The organism is Roseateles aquatilis (assembly GCF_002205645.1).
GTDB lineage: Bacteria > Pseudomonadota > Gammaproteobacteria > Burkholderiales > Burkholderiaceae_C > Roseateles > Roseateles aquatilis.
In genome coordinates this window covers 1090891-1108803 of the sequence record NZ_NIOF01000001.1, presented here as the reverse complement: position 1 = coordinate 1108803, position 17913 = coordinate 1090891, and the positions used below count along the sequence as shown (strand labels likewise).

General features: G+C 70.1%; 14 protein-coding genes. All 14 read left to right on the top strand.

Features of this window, described 5'->3' with window-relative positions; all coding sequences use genetic code 11:
- The first annotated feature begins 3 nt into the window (after nucleotides 1–3).
- The 14 genes from rsmH to ftsZ all read left to right on the top strand — a co-directional run bounded on the left by rsmH (nucleotide 4) and on the right by ftsZ (nucleotide 17824).
- Complete coding sequence (gene rsmH / locus CDN99_RS04750) at nucleotides 4–1014, top strand: 16S rRNA (cytosine(1402)-N(4))-methyltransferase RsmH (protein ID WP_088382990.1); 1011 nt, start codon at nucleotides 4–6, stop codon at nucleotides 1012–1014.
- Nucleotides 1014–1334, top strand: coding sequence for a cell division protein FtsL (gene ftsL / locus CDN99_RS04745; RefSeq protein WP_088382988.1), 321 nt, complete (start codon nucleotides 1014–1016; stop codon nucleotides 1332–1334). Before rsmH ends, ftsL begins: the two co-directional genes overlap by 1 nt.
- Nucleotides 1331–3118 (top strand): peptidoglycan D,D-transpeptidase FtsI family protein, encoded by a 1788-nt coding sequence (locus tag CDN99_RS04740; RefSeq protein ID WP_088382986.1) that lies wholly within the window; start codon nucleotides 1331–1333, stop codon nucleotides 3116–3118. Before ftsL ends, CDN99_RS04740 begins: the two co-directional genes overlap by 4 nt.
- A gap of 13 nt (nucleotides 3119–3131) precedes the next feature.
- Nucleotides 3132–4661 (top strand): UDP-N-acetylmuramoyl-L-alanyl-D-glutamate--2,6-diaminopimelate ligase, encoded by a 1530-nt coding sequence (locus CDN99_RS04735; protein ID WP_193531676.1) that lies wholly within the window; start codon nucleotides 3132–3134, stop codon nucleotides 4659–4661.
- Between the two features lie 35 nt (nucleotides 4662–4696).
- Nucleotides 4697–6172, top strand: a complete 1476-nt coding sequence (locus CDN99_RS04730; protein WP_088383424.1) for a UDP-N-acetylmuramoyl-tripeptide--D-alanyl-D-alanine ligase — start codon at nucleotides 4697–4699, stop codon at nucleotides 6170–6172.
- Complete coding sequence (mraY, locus tag CDN99_RS04725) at nucleotides 6162–7340, top strand: phospho-N-acetylmuramoyl-pentapeptide-transferase (RefSeq protein ID WP_088382984.1); 1179 nt, start codon at nucleotides 6162–6164, stop codon at nucleotides 7338–7340. The genes CDN99_RS04730 and mraY overlap by 11 nt, the downstream gene beginning before the upstream one ends.
- Nucleotides 7341–7357: 17 nt before the next feature.
- On the top strand, nucleotides 7358–9367 hold the full coding sequence (murD, locus tag CDN99_RS04720) for a UDP-N-acetylmuramoyl-L-alanine--D-glutamate ligase (RefSeq protein ID WP_088382982.1): 2010 nt from the start codon (nucleotides 7358–7360) through the stop codon (nucleotides 9365–9367).
- Entirely contained in the window at nucleotides 9364–10647 is a 1284-nt protein-coding gene (gene ftsW, locus CDN99_RS04715; protein WP_088382980.1) for a putative lipid II flippase FtsW, read from the top strand. Before murD ends, ftsW begins: the two co-directional genes overlap by 4 nt.
- Before the next feature lie 177 nt (nucleotides 10648–10824).
- Complete coding sequence (gene murG / locus CDN99_RS04710; protein ID WP_088382978.1) at nucleotides 10825–11925, top strand: undecaprenyldiphospho-muramoylpentapeptide beta-N-acetylglucosaminyltransferase; 1101 nt, start codon at nucleotides 10825–10827, stop codon at nucleotides 11923–11925.
- Nucleotides 11922–13361 (top strand): UDP-N-acetylmuramate--L-alanine ligase, encoded by a 1440-nt coding sequence (gene murC, locus CDN99_RS04705; RefSeq protein ID WP_088382976.1) that lies wholly within the window; start codon nucleotides 11922–11924, stop codon nucleotides 13359–13361. Before murG ends, murC begins: the two co-directional genes overlap by 4 nt.
- On the top strand, nucleotides 13358–14365 hold the full coding sequence (locus CDN99_RS04700) for a D-alanine--D-alanine ligase (RefSeq protein WP_193531675.1): 1008 nt from the start codon (nucleotides 13358–13360) through the stop codon (nucleotides 14363–14365). Before murC ends, CDN99_RS04700 begins: the two co-directional genes overlap by 4 nt.
- Before the next feature lie 34 nt (nucleotides 14366–14399).
- Nucleotides 14400–15239 (top strand): cell division protein FtsQ/DivIB, encoded by an 840-nt coding sequence (locus CDN99_RS04695; protein WP_088382974.1) that lies wholly within the window; start codon nucleotides 14400–14402, stop codon nucleotides 15237–15239.
- A gap of 8 nt (nucleotides 15240–15247) precedes the next feature.
- On the top strand, nucleotides 15248–16477 hold the full coding sequence (gene ftsA / locus CDN99_RS04690) for a cell division protein FtsA (RefSeq protein ID WP_088382972.1): 1230 nt from the start codon (nucleotides 15248–15250) through the stop codon (nucleotides 16475–16477).
- Between the two features lie 111 nt (nucleotides 16478–16588).
- Complete coding sequence (gene ftsZ, locus CDN99_RS04685; protein ID WP_088382970.1) at nucleotides 16589–17824, top strand: cell division protein FtsZ; 1236 nt, start codon at nucleotides 16589–16591, stop codon at nucleotides 17822–17824.
- Nucleotides 17825–17913 lie beyond the last annotated feature (89 nt).

Sequence of the window (17913 nt, the reverse complement as noted above, 5' to 3'; positions counted from 1 at the left end):
ATCATGAGCGAGCAGTCCCCCCACTTCACCCACACGACCGTCCTGCTGAACGAGACCGTCGACGGCGTCTTCACGTCGCCGGATGGCATCTACGTCGACGGCACCTTCGGTCGCGGCGGGCACTCGCGGCTGCTGCTGTCCCGGCTCGGGGAGCACGGGCGGCTCATCGCCATCGATCGCGACCCCGAGGCGGTCGCGACCGCGACGTCCGGACAGACGCGGGTCGATGACCCGCGTTTCTGCATCTGCCACGCCCCGTTCGCCGACATGGCCGCGCAGCTCGACGCGCTCGGCGTCGAGCAGGTCGATGGCGTCCTGCTGGACCTCGGCGTGTCCAGCCCTCAGATCGACAACCCGGAACGCGGCTTCAGCTTCCGGTTCGACGGCCCGCTGGACATGCGCATGGACACCACCCGGGGCGAAAGCGCCGCGGACTTCCTCGCGCGGGCCGAGGTCACTCAACTTGCACAGGTGATTCGTGACTATGGAGAAGAACGGTTTGCTCTCCCGATTGCAAAGGCGCTTGTTGCTCGCCGGGAGAGCGGGCGTGCTGTACGAAGCACCGCCGAGCTTTCCCAAGTCGTGGCTGGTGCGGTCAAAACCCGCGAACCGGGCCAGGATCCTGCAACGCGCACATTTCAGGCTCTACGGATATTCGTCAACGCCGAGCTTGAGGAGCTCCAGCAGGGGCTGAACGCCGCGCTCGCGCGGCTCAAGCCGGGCGGCCGGCTGGCGGTGATCAGCTTCCACTCGCTGGAAGACCGCATCGTCAAGACCTTCATCGCCGCGCACAGCAAGACCGAGGTCGACCGCCGCGCCCCGTTCGCCGAGCCCAAGCCGCTGGCGCTGATCGCGCTGGGCCGAGTCAAGCCCGACGTGGGCGAGATCCGCGCCAACCCGCGCTCGCGCTCCGCGATCCTGCGCGTGGCCGAGCGCACCGACGCGCCGTTGCCGGACCTGTCGCCCGCGCCGGAAGGCAAGCAGCGCCGCGGCGCGCGCGGAGGGCGTCGCTGATGGGCCGCCTCAACCTGATCCTCATGATCGCGGTGCTGGCCTCGGGCATCTACATGGTCCGCAGCGCCTATGACGCGCGCCGGCTGTTCACCGAGCTCGACCGCTCGCAGACCGAGGGCCGCCGGCTCGACGCCGACTTCCAGAAGCTGATGGCCGACCGCCAGGCGCAGGCGACGAACCTGCGCGTCGAGCAGGTCGCGCGCGAGCGTCTCAAGATGCGCCCGATCACGCCGTCCATCACGTACAACCCCGACGCGCCGGCGCTGATGGCCAGCGCGCCGCGGTCGTCGCGCCCGCAGGCGCAGGGGGCGGCCCGATGATCGGCGGCAAGCGTTCCCGCAACGCCACGCGCAACGCGGCGCGCAGCGTCAGCTATTCGAGCAGCCCGTTGCTGGCCTCGAAGACGCCGCCGTGGCGCTCGCGTTTCCTGGTCGCGCTGGTGGGCCTGGCCTTCGCCGGCCTGCTCGGGCGCGCCGCCTACATCCAGCTGATCGGCGAGGACTTCTTCCAGCGCCAGGGCGAGGCCCGCTACGCCCACAAGATGGAGCTGCCGGCCAGCCGCGGCAAGATCAGCGACCGCAGCGGCCAGGTGCTGGCCGCCAGCGTCGCGGTGCCGTCGATCTGGGCCTTCCCCAAGGAGGTCGACGCCGACCCCGACAAGCGACGCCAGCTGGCCAAGCTGCTGGACATGAGCCCCGCCGAGCTCGACAAGCGACTGGACCCGTCCAGTCGTTTCGTCTTCCTGCGCCGCCAGGCCGACGACCAGACCGCCGCCAAGATCAAGGCGCTGGGCCTGAAGGGCGTGTTCCAGGACCGCGAGTACAAGCGCCAGTATCCCGAGGGCGAATCCGCCGCGCACATCGTCGGCTTCACCAACATCGAGGAGCAGGGCCAGGAAGGCATCGAGCTCGCGTTCCAGAAGGACCTGCAGGGCCGCGACGGCTCGCGCTCGGTGGTCCGCGACCGGCTGGGCCGCGTCGTCGAGGACATGGGCGAGCGTGTGCCCGCCGCCAACGGCAAGGACATCGAGCTCTCCATCGACGCCAAGGTGCAATTCTTCGCCTACCAGCGCGTGCGCGACGCGGTGGCGGAGAACAACGCCAAGGCCGGCTCCGTCGTCGTGCTGGACGCCCACACCGGCGAGGTGCTGGCGCTGGCGAACTACCCCAGCTACGACCCGGGCCACCGCCAGAACCTGTCCGGCGAGCAACTGCGCAACCGCGCGCTGACCGACGTCTTCGAGCCCGGCTCGACGATGAAGCCGTTCACCACCGCGCTGGCGCTGGAGACCGGCCGCGTGCGCCCCGACACGCTGCTGAGCACCGGCCCGCGCAGCGTCGTCATCTCCGGCTGGTCCCCGACCGACGCCCACGCGCACGGCGACCTGACCGTGCAGCAGGTGATCCAGAAGTCCAGCAACATCGGCGCCGCCCGCATGGCGCTGATGATGCAGCCGCGCGAGATGCACGAGATGTTCACCGCGATCGGCCTGGGCCAGCGGCCGCAGATCGACTTTCCCGGTGCCGTCACCGGCAAGCTGCGTCCGTGGAAGAGCTGGCGCCCGATCGAGCAGGCGACGATGAGCTACGGCTACGGCCTGTCCGCGTCGCTGCTGCAGCTGGCGCGCGCCTACACGGTCTTCGCGCGCGACGGCGACATCATCCCGATCACCATGACGCGCCGCCCGGTCGACCAGCCGGTGACCGGCATCAAGGTGTTCTCGCCCAAGGTCGCCGCGGACATCCGCGCCATGCTGCAGATGGCCGCCGGCCCCGGCGGCACCGCGCCGCAAGCGATGGTCCCGGGCTACAGCGTCGGCGGCAAGTCGGGCACCGCGCACAAGCAGGAAGGCAAGGGCTACGCGAGCCACAAATACCGTTCCTGGTTCGTGGGCATCGCGCCGATTTCCAAGCCGCGCATCATCGTGGCGGTGATGGTCGACGAGCCCAAGAACGGGCAGTACTTCGGTGGCGCCGTCGCCGGTCCGGTGTTCAGCCAGGTGGTGGCGCAGACGCTGCGCCTGCTGGGCGAGCCGGCCGACCTGGAGGTCAAGCCGCAGATCGTCGCGCAGCAGAAGCTGCAGGCCGTGGACGAGAGTTTCTGAGCGGGCACGAATCATGTTGATGCATCTCAAATCCCCCGAAGCCGCCGCCCGCTGGCTGCTGGAATGGACGCCGAGCGGCCAGCTCCGCACCGACAGCCGCGCCGTCGGCCCCGGCGACGCCTTCATCGCGTGGCCCGGCTACGCGAAGGACGCGCGCCAGTTCGTGGCCGGCGCGCTGGACGCCGGCGCGGCGACCTGCCTGGTCGAGGACGCCGGTGCGGCCGAGTACGGTTTCGTCGACGCCCGCATCGCGTCGCTGCCGGACCTGAAGGCGCGCTGCGGCCAGATCGCGTCCGCCTTCTACGGCGAGCCGAGCGCGCGCCTGAGCGTGCTGGCCGTGACCGGCACCAACGGCAAGACCTCCAGCGCCTGGTGGATCGCGCAGGCGCTGACGCTGCTGGGCGCGCGCTGCGGCGTGGTCGGCACGCTGGGCGTTGGCCAGCCGCCGGTGCCAGGCGCGTCCACCACCGCGTCGATCGAGGCCACCGGCCTGACCACGCCCGACCCGGTCCGCCTGCAGGAAGCCTTCAAGCGCATGGCCGACGACGGCTTCTCGGCCTGCGCGATCGAGGCGTCCTCGATCGGCATCGAGGAACAGCGCCTGGCCGGCACCCGCCTCCAGGTCGCGCTGCTGACCAACTTCACGCAGGACCACCTCGACTACCACGGCGGCATGGAGGCCTACTGGACCGCCAAGCGCAAGCTGTTCGGCTGGACCGGGCTGCGCGCGGCAGTGCTGAACATCGACGACCCGAAGGGGGCCGAGCTTGCGTCCGAACTCGCCGCCGGGAACGGCGGCCGGGCCGATGGCGCGCTCGATGTCTGGACCTACGGCCTGAACCGCGCCGACGCGCGCCTGACCGCCCAGGACCTGCGCCACGACGCGCAAGGCCTGGCGTTCACGCTGCGCGAGGGCGAGCACGCCGTCGCGGTGCAGACCGCGCTGATCGGCGACTACAACGTGGCCAACCTGCTGGGCGTGATCGCCGGCCTGCGCGCGCTGGGGCATCCGCTGCAGGACATCGCCCGCGTCGCCGCGCTGGTGACGCCGGTGCCGGGCCGCATGCAACGCGTCGGCAACGGCCGCGAGCTGCCGCAGCTGGTGGTCGACTACGCCCACACGCCGGACGCGCTGGAGAAGGCGCTGGGTGCCCTGCAGCCGCTGGCCGCGGCGCGGGGCGGCGCGCTGCGCGTGGTCTTCGGCTGCGGCGGTGATCGCGACCCGGGCAAGCGCCCGCTGATGGGCGCGATCGCGGCCAGGCTGGCGGCGCATGTGGTGCTGACCAGCGACAACCCGCGCACCGAGGATCCCGCGAAGATCCTCGCCGACATCGCTGCCGGCCTGCCCGTGGGCGCCGCGCGCGAGGTGATCGCCGACCGCGCCGAGGCCATCGCCCGCGCGGTGCGCGAAGCCGGCGCGCGCGACGTCGTGCTGATCGCTGGCAAGGGCCACGAGGACTACCAGGAGATCGCCGGCGAGCGCCGCGCGTTCTCCGATGTGCAGGCGGCACGCGCCGCGCTGATCGAAAGGGCGGGGCTGTGAGCGACGCCGCATCCAACACCAACGTCGCCGCGATGATGACGGCGCCCGAGACCGCCGCGCCGCTGATGACGCTGGGCCGCGCGCATGCGCTGCTGCTGCCGCTGCTGCCGGCCGCGACGCTGGTCGGCGACGCGGCCACGCCCCTGCTGCGGGTGCACACCGACACACGCACGCTGCGTGGTGGCGACTTGTTCGTCGCGCTGCGTGGCGAGCGTTTCGACGCCAACGACTTCCTCGCGCAGGCCAGGAGCGCCGGCGCCGCCGCCGCGATCGCCGAGCGCGGCCTGGCCGAGGCCGGCCTGCCCGGCCTGCTGGTGCCGGATGCCAAGGCGGCGCTGGGCCTGCTGTCACAGGCCTGGCGCGAGCAGCAGCACCTGCCCGTCATCGCCGTCACCGGCAGCAACGGCAAGACGACGGTGACGCAGATGATCGCGTCCATCCTGCGCGCCTGGCTGGGCGACGCGGCGATGCTGGCGACCGAGGGCAACTTCAACAATGAGATCGGCGTGCCGCTGACGCTGCTGCGCCTGCGCCAGAACGAGGCGCTGTGGCATCGCGCCGCGGTGGTCGAGCTCGGCATGAACCACCCGGGCGAGATCGCCCCGCTGTCCGCGATGGCGCAGCCGACGGTGGCGCTGGTGAACAACGCGCAGCGCGAGCACCAGGAGTTCATGCACACCGTCGAGGCGGTGGCGCGCGAGAACGGCGCCGTGATCGGCGCGCTGGGCACGGCCGGCGTGGCGGTGTTCCCGGCTGAAGACGCCTGCGCGCCGGTCTGGCAGGAAATGGCCGCCGGCCGCGCGACGCTGACCTTCGCGCTGCAGGGCCAGGCCGATGTGATGGGCCGCGCGCAGTGGGTGGTGCCGCTCGACGGGCCGGTCGAGGCCGGCAGCGCGGGTGGCGCGGGTCACTGGGCGATCGAGATCCTGACCCCGGCCGGCACCGTGCCGGTCACGCTGGCGATGGCCGGCCAGCACAACGTCCGCAACGCGCTGGCCGCCGCGGCCTGCACGCTGGCCGCGGGCGCGCCGCTGGCCGCGATCCGCGAGGGCCTGCAGGCGTTCAAGGCGGTGAAGGGACGCTCCGCGCTGCAGACGGTGCAGTGGCAGGGCCGCCGCGTCACGCTGATCGACGACAGCTACAACGCCAACCCGGACAGCGTCCGCGCCGCCATCGACGTGCTGGCCGAGCTGCCGGGCCAGTCCTGGCTGGTGCTGGGCGACATGGGCGAGGTCGGCGAGCAGGGCCCGGCCTTCCACCGCGAGGTCGGCGCGCATGCCGCCGACCAGCGCCTGGCCGCGCTGTGGACCGCCGGCGCCGCCGCGCGCGACGCGGCGCAGGCCTACGGCGAGGGCGCGCGCGCCTTCGACACCGTGCCCGAATTGATCGCGGCCCTCGGCGAGGCGCCGCAAGTGCGGAACATCCTCGTCAAGGGTTCCCGCTTCATGAAGATGGAACAGATCGTGGCCGCCTTGCAGTCCGGCGGCCCAGGAGACCCCCATGCTGCTTAGTCTGGCCCAGTGGTTGCAGGCCAATTTCCCTGAACTGGGTTTTCTCCGCGTCTTCAGCTACATCACCTTCCGCGCGGTGATGGCCGCGCTGACGGCGCTGCTGCTCGGCCTGGCCTTCGGCCCGTGGGTGATCCGGCGCCTGACCGAGATGAAGATCGGCCAGCCGATCCGCGAGTACGGCGTGCAGCAGCATCTGGCCAAGAGCGGCACGCCGACCATGGGCGGCGTGCTGATCCTGCTGAGCATCGGTGTGTCGACGCTGCTGTGGTTCGACTGGTCCAACCGCTTCGTCTGGGTGGTGATGCTGGTGACGATGGGCTTCGGCGCCATCGGCTGGGTCGACGATTACCGCAAGGTCGTCAACAAGGACCCCGAGGGCATGCGCAGCCGCGAGAAATTCTTCTGGCAGTCGCTGATCGGCATCATCGCGGCCATCTACCTGGCCTTCAGCGTGTCGGAGACCAGCTTCCTCGGTGTCGTGCAGCTGTTCTTCCGCTGGGTCACGAGCGGCTTCTCGACCGAGCTGCCGCCCAAGGCCGACCTGATGCTGCCGTTCTTCAAGTCCATCAGCTATCCGCTGGGCGTGTTCGGCTTCATCGGCCTGTCCTACCTGGTCATCGTCGGCACCAGCAACGCGGTCAACTTCACCGACGGCCTGGACGGCCTGGCGATCATGCCGGTGGTGATGGTGGGATCGGCGCTGGGCGTCTTCGCCTACGTGACCGGCTCGTCGGTCTACAGCCGCTACCTGCTGTTCCCGTATATCCCGGGCTCCGGCGAGCTGCTGATCTTCTGCGCCGCGCTGGCGGGGGCGGGTCTTGCCTTCCTGTGGTTCAACGCGCATCCGGCGCAGGTCTTCATGGGTGACGTCGGCGCGCTGGCGCTGGGCGGCGGCCTGGGCACGCTGGCGGTGATCACGCGCCAGGAGATCGTGCTCGGCATCATGGGCGGCGTCTTCGTCGCCGAGGTGCTGTCGGTGATGCTGCAGGTGAGCTGGTTCAAGTACACGAAGAAGAAGTACGGCGAGGGCCGGCGCATCTTCAAGATGGCGCCGCTGCACCACCACTTCGAGAAGTCGGGCTGGAAGGAGACGCAGGTCGTCATCCGGTTCTGGATCATCACGATGCTGCTGTGCCTGGTCGGCCTGGCCAGCCTCAAGTTGCGCTGAGCCCGGCAGGAACGACGATGGACTTCCCCAAGCGCCACCAGGACATCCCGGCTCTCGTGCTGGGCCTGGGCGACTCCGGCCTCGCGATGGCGGCCTGGGCCGCGCGGCTGGGCGCGCGCGTGACGGTGTGGGACAGCCGCGAGCAGCCGCCGCAACTGGGCGCGCTGCGCGAGCGCCTGCCGGACGCGCGCTTCATCCATGGCGAGCTGTCGCCGGAGTGGGTCGACGCCGCGACGCTGCTGCTGAAGAGCCCCGGCCTGTCGCCGCTGGACCCGCGCCTGGCGCCGCTGCTGGCGCGCGCCGCCAAGCTCGGCCTGCGCGTGCGCGGCGAGCTGGATCTGTTCGCCGAGGCGCTGGCGGAGCTCAAGGCGCTGTACCGCTACGAGCCGGGCGTGCTGGCCATCACCGGCACCAACGGCAAGACGACCACCACCAGCATGACCGCGCTGCTGGTCGACCGCGCCGGCCGCCGCGTCGCGATGGCCGGCAACATCGGCCCGACGCTGCTGGGCACGCTGGCCGACGCGCTGGACAAGGAGCCGCAGCCTCGGTCCAGGGACGAGGAGGCCGAGGCCCCCGCCGATGCGCCGGCTGACGCGCCGGAGTCCGCTGCCGTCGTCGACGCCGGTGTCGTCCGCATCGACGACGGCGCGCCGGTGGCTGCCACGGACGACGCCACGGCGCGTCCCGACGAGGACGCCATCGTCGATGTCGCGATCGAGTCCGTGATGCCGCTCGACATCGACGCGGCGCCTTCCGCCACGGCGCGCGTGGACGTGGCCAACGGCGACGTCCCGAACGTCGAAGTCCTGCTGGACCCGGTCGAGGACGCGTCGCAGGCCATCGCGGCGGCGCCGGTCGAACGGGCCGAGTCGGTCGAGGCCCCGGCCGCCGAGCCCGCACCCGTGGACGACCGCACCGCGCTCGAAACCGTCGCCGACCTGCTCGACGAGCAACCGCTGCCGATCAAGCCGCCGCCGCCCCGGCCGGCCGAGTTCGACGTCCTGCCGCAGGTCTGGGTGCTGGAGCTGTCCAGCTTCCAGCTCGACGGCGTGGCGGGCTTCGAGCCCAGCGCCGGCGCGGTGCTGAACATCACGCAGGACCACCTGGACTGGCACGGCGACATGCCCGCCTATGCGCGCGCCAAGGGCCGCGTCTTCGGCGAGCGCGGCGTGCTGGTGATCAACCGCGACGACCCGGAGGTCGAGGCGCTGGTGCCCGCGCCCCTCGTCGTCAAGCAGGGCCGCGGACGCCCCGCCAAGACGGTCGAGCGCGACGTGGTCCGCTTCGGCCTGGACGCGCCGCGCCGCCCGGGCGACTTCGGCCTGCTGGTCGAGAACGGCATGGCCTGGCTGGTCCGCGCCCGTGAGCAGGAAGAAGAACTCAAGGGCCTGAAGCGCCGCAAGGACGACGACGAGCCGCTGTCCATCCAGCGCCTGATGCCCGCCGACGCCCTGCGCGTGCGCGGCCGCCACAACGCCGCCAACGCGCTGGCCGCGTTGGCGCTGGCCTCGGCGATCGACTGCCCGCTGGCGCCGATGCTGCACGGCCTGCGCGAGTACCGCGGCGAGCCGCATCGCGTCGAGTTCGTCACCACGATCAAGGGCGTCGACTTCTACGACGATTCCAAGGGAACGAACGTCGGCGCCACGGTCGCGGCCGTGACCGGGCTGGGCGCCGACCGCGCGCCGGCCAGGCTGGTGATGATCCTGGGCGGCGACGGCAAGGGCCAGGACTTCTCGCCGCTCGCCACGCCGATCGCGCTGCACGCGCGCGCCGTGGCGCTGATCGGGCGCGACGCGCCGCAGATCGAAGCGGCGCTGAAGGACAGCGGCGTGCCGATGCACCGCCACGACTCGCTCGAAGCCGCCACGCACTGGGCGCTGGCCCAGGCCCATGCCGGCGACAGCGTGCTGCTGAGCCCGGCCTGCGCCAGCCTGGACATGTTCCGCAACTACGCCCATCGCGCGGAGGTGTTCATCGCCACCGTGCGCGAGCTGGCCGAGGACGAAGGACTGATCGGATGAACGCCGCCTCGATCTTCGGCAACCTCGGCGAGCGGGCGCGCGCGGCCTTCGCGCGACGCGGCGCGGCCGCGGGCGCCTCGGGCGGCGCCGGCGTGGACGTGCCGGTGCGCGACTGGGTCTCGACCTCGGCCGGCCAGCCCACGCGCCTGCTGGGCTTCGACCTGACGCTGATCTGGGTCGTGCTGTCGCTGCTGGCGCTGGGTCTGCTGATGGTCTATTCGGCGTCGATCGCGCTGCCGGACAACCCGAAATTCGCGAAGTACGCGCCGATGCATTTCTTCGTGCGTCAGGCTCTGTTCATCCTGATCGGCCTGCTGGCCGGCTGGATCACGGTGATGATCCCGGTGACGTTCTGGGAGCGCCACGCCCCCAAGCTCTTCGTGGTCGCGCTGGTGCTGCTGATGGTGGTGTTGATCCCGCACGTCGGCAAGGGCGTGAACGGCGCGCGCCGCTGGCTGCCGCTGGGGGTGATGAACTTCCAGCCGTCCGAGCTGGCCAAGCTGGCCATCGCGATGTACGCGGCCAACTACATGGTCCGCAAGATGGAGGTCAAGGAGAACTTCATCCGCGCCGTCTGGCCGATGGCCTGCGCGCTGGCCTTCGCCGGCGTGCTGCTGCTGGCCGAGCCGGACATGGGCGCCTTCATGGTCATCGCCGCGATCGCGATGGGCATCCTCTTCCTGGGCGGCGTCAACGGCCGGATGTTCTTCCTCAGCGTGGCGGTGCTGATCGGCGCCTTCGTGCTGATGATCACCTTCAGCGATTTCCGGCGCGAGCGGATCTTCGCCTACCTCAACCCGTGGGACGAGAAGTACGCGCAGGGCAAGGCCTACCAGCTGACGCACTCGCTGATCGCCTTCGGCCGCGGCGAGCTGTTCGGCCAGGGCCTGGGGTCCAGCCTGGAGAAGTTGCATTACCTGCCCGAGGCGCACACCGACTTCCTGCTCGCCGTGATCGGCGAGGAGCTGGGCTTCATCGGCGTCGCGCTGGTCATCTTCGCGTTCTTCTGGCTGTCGCGCCGGCTGTTCCACATCGGCCGCCAGGCGGTGGCGCTGGACCGCGTCTTCGCCGGCCTGTATGCGCAGGGCATCGGCATCTGGATGGGCGGCCAGGCCTTCATCAACATGGGCGTGAACCTCGGCGCGCTGCCGACCAAGGGCCTGACGCTGCCGCTGATGAGCTACGGCGGCTCGGCGACCGTCCTCAACTGCGTGGCATTGGCGATCTGCTTGCGGATAGATATTGAAAACCGCCAGCTCATGCGAGGAGGCCGAGCATGAGTTGCTGGACACAACGTGGCCAGCCGGCCGCGAGAAGCGGGGCCCTGCGGGTTCGACAAAGGCAAAACCGCCAGCTCATGCGGGGAGGCCGAGCATGAGCGCAGCGCAGGGCCGCCTCAAGCAAGCTCGCGTCCCCGCGGGGGACCGGCCGCGGCTGGCCGTGGGCGAGGGAGCCACATGAGCACGCGCCACCTCGTCGTGATGGCTGCCGGAACGGGCGGCCACGTGATTCCCGGATTGGCCGTCGCCGCCGAGATGCAGCGTCGCGGCTGGACCGTGTCCTGGCTCGGCACCGAGGCCGGCATGGAGAACAAGCTCGTGCCGCCGTCCGGCCTGCCGTTGGATCGCCTGTCCTTCGCCGGCCTGCGCGGCAAGGGCCTGAAGCATTCGCTGCTGGGCGTCGTGCGGCTGTTCCGCGCGCTGGCGCAGAGCGCCAACGTCTTTGCCGAGCGCAAGGCCGACGCGGTGCTGGGCATGGGCGGCTACGTCTGCTTTCCCGGCGGCCTGATGGCCTGGGTGATGCGCCGTCCGCTGATGCTGGTCAACGCCGACGCCGCGCTGTTGCTGTCCAACAAGGCGCTGGCGCCGGTGGCCGGCAAGATCGCCTTCGGCTTCGACGGCCTGGCCGCCGCGCAGCAGCGCAAGAGCATCGTGACCGGCAATCCGGTCCGCGCCGAGATCGAGGACCTGCCCGCGCCGGAGCTGCGCTTCGAGGGCCGGACCGGTCCGCTGAAGGTGCTGGTGGTGGGCGGCTCGCTGGGCGCGCGCGCGATCAACGACGTGCTGCCGCAGGCGCTGGCGCTGTGGCCCGAGGACCAATGCCCGCTGGTCACGCACCAGACCGGCGAGGCCAACTTCCCGCTCGTGCAGGCCGCTTATGCGAATGCCGGCGTGCAGGCCGAGGTGGTCCCCTTCATCCACGACATGGCCCGGCGCCTGTCCGATGCCGACGTGGTGATCTGCCGCGCCGGCGCGGTGACGGTGTCGGAGCTGTGCGCCGCGGGCGCCGCCAGCATCCTGGTGCCGCTGGTCGTCAGCACGACCTCGCACCAGCGCGATAACGCGCAGTACATGGCGCAGCACAACGCGGCGGTGCATCTGCCGCAAGGCGAGCTGTCGGCGCAGAAGCTGTTCGAGCTGCTCCAGCAACCGCGCGAGCACTGGCTGGCCGTGGCCTCCAAGGCCCGCTCGCTGGCGCGTCCGCGCGCCGCGGCGCGCGTGGCCGACGAGCTCGAAGCGCTGGTCGACCGCAAGGCCGCGAAGGGAGCGCGCGCATGAGGCACGCCATCCAGCGCATCCACTTCACCGGCATCGGCGGCGCCGGCATGAGCGGCATCGCCGAGCTGCTGGCCTCGCAGGGCTACCGCGTCAGCGGATCGGACCAAGGCGAGAGCGACACCACGCGCCGCCTGCGCTCGCTCGGCGTCGACGTGAAGATCGGCCACGCGGCGGAGCATGTCGGCGCGGCTCAGGTGCTGGTCAAGTCCAGCGCGATCAAGGCGGACAACCCGGAGCTGATGGCCGCGCACACCGCGGGCATCCCGGTGCTGCTGCGCGCGCAGATGCTGGCCGAGCTGATGCGCCCGCGCCTGGGCATCGCCGTCGCCGGCACGCACGGCAAGACGACGACGACCTCGCTGCTGACGACGGTGCTGCTGCGCGCCGGGCTGGACCCGAGCTACGCGATCGGCGGCCAGTTGCTGGACAGCGGCGCGAACGCGGCGCTCGGCGGCGGGCTGCACATGGTGGTCGAGGCCGACGAGTCGGACGCCTCCTTCCTGCACCTGCTGCCGCAACTGGCGATCGTCACCAACATCGACGCCGACCACATGGACACCTACGGGCACGACATGGCCCGTCTGCGTCAGGCCTTCGTCGACTTCCTGCACCTGATGCCGTTCTGGGGCGCCGCCGTGATGTGCGGCGACGACGGCGGCGTGCGCAGCATCGTGCCGATGGTCTCGCGTCCGGTGATCCTGTACGGACTGGGCGACGGCAACGCGGTGCGCGCCACCGACGTGATCGCCGATGCCGGCGGCCGGATGCGCTTCACCACGCTGCGCCGCGACCGGCACGGGCGCAAGCTGCCGGCGCTGGCGGTGCAGTTGCGACTGGCCGGACAGCACAACGTGTTGAACGCGCTGGCGGTGATCGCCATCGCGATGGAACTGGGCATCGCCGACGACGCGCTGCTGCAGGCGCTGGCCAACTTCGGCGGCGTGGGCCGCCGGTTCCAGTCCTACGGTGAATTGCCGGTGGCCGCGACCGATGGCAGCGACGCGGGCACCGCGCTGCTGATCGACGACTACGGCCACCACCCGGTCGAGATGTCCGCCGTGCTGAAGGCCGCGCGCGGCGCCTATCCCGGGCGCCGGCTGGTGCTGGCCTTCCAGCCGCATCGCTACACGCGGACGCGCGACTGCTTCGACGAATTCGCCGACGTCCTGGCGCAGGCCGACGGCGTGCCGCTGACCGAGATCTACGCCGCCAGCGAATCCCCGCTGCCCGGCATCAGCGGCGAAAGCCTGGCCCGGGCGGTGACGGCGCGCGGCACCGCGGCCGGCTTCGTCGGTGACTGGCAGGGACTGCCGCAGGCGATCGCCCACCAGGCGCGCGCCGGCGATGTGGTGATCGTGATGGGGGCCGGCTCGATCGCCGCGGTCCCCGCGCGCACCGTGGAACTCATGACGCAAGCGAAGGGAGTCCGGACATGACCACGGACCTCAACACCTCATCCGCACTTTTCCAGCACCTGGCCATCGCCGGCATCGACCCCAAGGCGCAGGGCAAGGTGGCCGTGCTCTTCGGCGGCGACTCCGCCGAGCGCGAAGTCTCGCTGATGTCCGGCAGCGGCGTGCTGGCCGCGCTGCAGGCGGAGGGCGTGGACGCCCACGCCTTCGATCCGGGCGAGCGCAACCTGCTCGAGCTGAAGGCCGAGGGCTTCCAGCGCGCCTTCATCGCGCTGCACGGCCGCCATGGCGAGGACGGCACCGTGCAGGGCGCGCTCGAACTGATGGGCATCCCGTACACCGGCTCCGGCGTGATGGCCTCGGCGATCGCGATGGACAAGATCACCACCAAACGCGTCTGGCTGGCCGACAAGCTGTCGACGCCGCGCTGGGTCAGCCTCAAGCGCGGCGAGCTGCAACGCGAGCGCGTCCGGACCGTGCCCGATGAACTGGGCCTGCCGATCTTCGTCAAGCCGCCGCACGAAGGCTCGTCCATCGGCGCGAGCAAGGTGATGGGCTATTCGGACATGCAGGCCGCCGTCGAGCTGGCCGCCAAGTACGACGCCGAGGTGCTGTGCGAGGAATTCGTCGACGGCGCCGAGTTGACCTGCCCGGTGCTGGGCGAGGGCGCCGACGCGATCGCGCTACCGGTCATCGAGATCCGGGCCGAGGGCGGCAATTACGACTACCAGAACAAGTACTTCACCGACACGACGCAGTATCTGGTCGGCCAGTTGCCGGCCGACGAGCAGGCGCGGGTGCAGGCGCTGGTGCTGGACGCCTACCGCTCACTGGGCGCGCGCGGCTGGGGCCGCGTCGACGTGATGCGCCGCAAGACCGACGGCCAGCTGTTCCTGCTGGAGATCAACACCTCGCCGGGCATGACGTCCCATTCGCTGGTGCCCAAGGCGGCCGCCGCCGTCGGCATCTCCTATCCGAAGCTGTGCCTGTACCTGCTCTCGCAGGCGCGGCTGGACAGCCAGGCCTGACCCCCGACCCCGCCTAGCCACCCGAACCACCGCCATGGGCGCCACCTTCACCCACACCGCCAGCCCGCTGCCGCCGGACATCCGAGTGATGAACGGCGTGGCCGGCTTGCTGCTGTTCGGCGTGGTGCTGGCGACGCTGGCGGTCGGCGTGATGTACCTGGCGCGGCAGCCGGCCTTCGCGATCCGCTCGATCACCGTCGAGGGCGACGTCAGCCGCAACAGCAGCGCATCGCTGCGGGCCAACGCGCTGCCGCGGTTGTCCGGCAACTTCCTGACGATGAATCTGCGCAAGGCGCGCGAGGCCTTCGAGTCGGTGCCCTGGGTGCGCCATGCGACGGTCCAGCGGGTCTGGCCGCTGCACCTGGTGGTCACGCTGGAAGAGCACAAGCCCGCCGCGTACTGGGAAACCAAGGCTGAAAACGCCGACGCCGGCAGCGAGGCTGTCGTCGACACCCGGCTGGTCAACAGCTTCGGCGAGGTTTTCGAGGCCAACCTGGGCGACGTCGAGGACGAGGACCTGCCGACGCTGGCCGGTCCGGACAAAACCTCCACGGCCATGTTGTCGATGTGGCGCCAGCTCGATCCGATGACCCACCGCAAACTCGACGAGGGGGTCGCCCGGCTGGATTTGTCCGGCCGCGGGTCCTGGAAGGCGACGCTGGAAAAGGGCGCCGTCGTGGAACTCGGCCGGGGCAGCGAGGCGGAAGTCCTGGCCCGTTATGGGCAATTCATCGCCAGCATTCCCCAGATAACGACTCGCTATCAGACCTCGCTGGTATCCGCTGACCTCCGTCATGAGGCCGGATATGCGGTGCGGCTGGCAGGTGTGACGACGGTTTCAAACGCGCCCAAGGGCGCCACCAAGAAGAATTGAGGACAGGCATGGCCAAGGAATACAAGGATTTGGTCGTCGGGTTGGACATCGGCACCGCCAAGATCATGGCGGTGGTCGCCGAGGTGATGGGCAATGGGGAATTGCGCATCGCCGGCCTGGGCGTGGCGCCCAGCCATGGACTCAAGCGCGGCGTCGTGGTGAATATCGACGCCACCGTCCAGTCCATCCAGCAGGCCCTGAAGGAAGCCGAAATGATGGCCGACTGCCGCATTTCGAGGGTTTACACCGGCATTACCGGCAGCCATATCCGCGGCCAGAACTCCACCGGCATGGTCATCGTGCGGGACAAGGAAGTGACGCCGGTGGATGTGGCTCGGGTGGTGGAAACCGCCAAGGCCATCAATATCCCCAACGACCAGCGCCTGCTGCTGGTGGAACCCCAGGAATTCGTCATCGACGGCCATGAGGTGAAGGAGCCGATCGGCATGAGCGGCGGCCGGCTGGAGGTCAAGGTCCATATCGTGACCGGCGCCCAGAGCGCGGCGGAGAACATCGTCAAGTGCGTGCGCCGCTGCGGCCTGGAGGTCGATCAGCTGGTGCTGAACCCGAGCGCGTCGAGCGCCGCGGCGCTGACCTCGGACGAGCGCGACCTGGGCGTGGCGCTGGTCGACATCGGCGCCGGCACCACCGACGTGGCAATATTTACCGGGGGCTCGATTCGCCATACCGCGGTGATTCCGATCGCCGGCGACCTGATTACCAGCGATATCGCGATGGCGCTGCGCACCCCGACCAAGGATGCCGAGGAAATCAAGGTCGAGCACGGCGTGGCCAAGCAATTGCTGGCGGATCCGGCCGATCAGGTGGAGGTGCCGGGTTTGGGCGACCGCGCGCCGCGGATGTTGTCCAAACAGGCCCTGGCCGGGGTCATCGAACCCCGCGTCGAGGAGATTTTCTCGCTGGTTCACCAGGTCATCCGGGAATCCGGCTACGAGGAACTGCTGTCCTCCGGAATCGTGCTGTCCGGCGGTTCGTCGGTCATGCCGGGCATGGTCGAGCTGGCCGAGGACATTTTCCTGAAACCGGTGCGCCGCGGGAATCCGACCTACAGCGGCGCGCTCTTCGACATGGTGGCCAATCCCCGGTCGGCCACCGTGATGGGTTTGTTGGAGGAAGCGCGATTGTCGCGCACGCGGGGATTCAAGGCGGCGCAGCAGGCGGGGTCCGTGAAGACCTTGTTCGGCCGCGCCAAGGACTGGTTCCTGGGTAATTTCTAAGAATTTCCAAGAAGACTTTTTACATTTCCAAGGGTTTTGCCCCCTAAAAAAGGGCCGTTCCCACTTCTATTTTGCTGGTGGCAGTTGCACAATATGGACAGGAGGTTTGATATGGCGATCGAGATGATCGAAGAGTTTGATCAAGGCACCCAGATCAAGGTGATCGGCGTGGGCGGCGGCGGCGGAAACGCGGTCGAGCACATGATTGCCCAGGGTGTGCAGGGCGTTGAATTCGTGGTGGCCAACACCGACGCGCAAGCCCTGAATCGCTCCAAGGCCGATCAACTCCTGCAACTGGGCCATACCGGCCTGGGCGCGGGTGCGAAACCCGAGGTCGGCCGACAGGCCGCCGAGGAGGCCGAGGCCCGCATTCGCGAGTCCATCACCGGCGCGCACATGCTGTTCATCACCGCCGGCATGGGCGGCGGCACTGGCACCGGCGCGGCGCCCGTGATCGCCCGCGTGGCCAAGGAGATGGGCATCCTGACCGTCGGCGTGGTGACCAAGCCGTTCGAGTTCGAAGGCTCGCGCCGCGGCAAGGCCGCGGACAACGGCCTGGCGGAGCTGGAAGCGAACGTCGACTCGCTGATCGTCGTGCTGAACGACAAGCTGCTGGAAGTGCTGGGCGACGACGTCACGCAGGACCAGGCCTTCGCGCACGCCAATGACGTGCTGAAGAACGCGGTCGGCGGCATCTCCGACATCATCCACATGCCGGGCCTGGTCAACGTCGACTTCGAAGACGTCAAGACTGTGATGAGCGAGCCCGGCAAGGCCATGATGGGCACCGCGGTCGCGTCCGGTCCGGACCGCGCGACCAAGGCCGCCGAGCTGGCCGTGGCCTGCCCGTTGCTGGAAGGCATCGATCTGTCCGGTGCGCGCGGCGTGCTCGTGCTGATCGCGGCCAGCCGCAACAACTTCAAGCTGGCCGAGAGCCGCAACGCGATGACCGCCATCAAGCGCTATGCCGCCGATGACGCGCACATCATCTACGGCACCGCCTACGACGAAGCGCTGGGCGACCAACTGCGCGTCACCGTGATCGCGACCGGCCTGAGCCAGCGCGCCGCGGCACGCCAGCAGCCGCAGCTCGTCGTGCAGCAGCCGCAACTGCGCACCGGTACCGACAACATGCCGGTGCTGACGCAGCCGGTGGTGATGCCGGGTTCGGCGGCGGCGCAGGGCGGGGCTCCGGCCGCGACGATGAACTCGACCGACTTCGGCGGCATGAGCGTGCCGAGCGTCTGGCGCCACGGCCGCACGGCCGCCGCCAAGGTCGAGGCGCTGTCCTCCAACGGCATGGACGAGATCGAGATCCCGGCCTTCCTGCGCAAGCAGGCGGACTGAGTTCCGGCCGCTTTCTCGACGCCACCAGCCTCAAGGCCATGCCCGCAAGGGCGTGGCCTTTTTTCCGTGCGGTCCCCGGAACCCAGGGG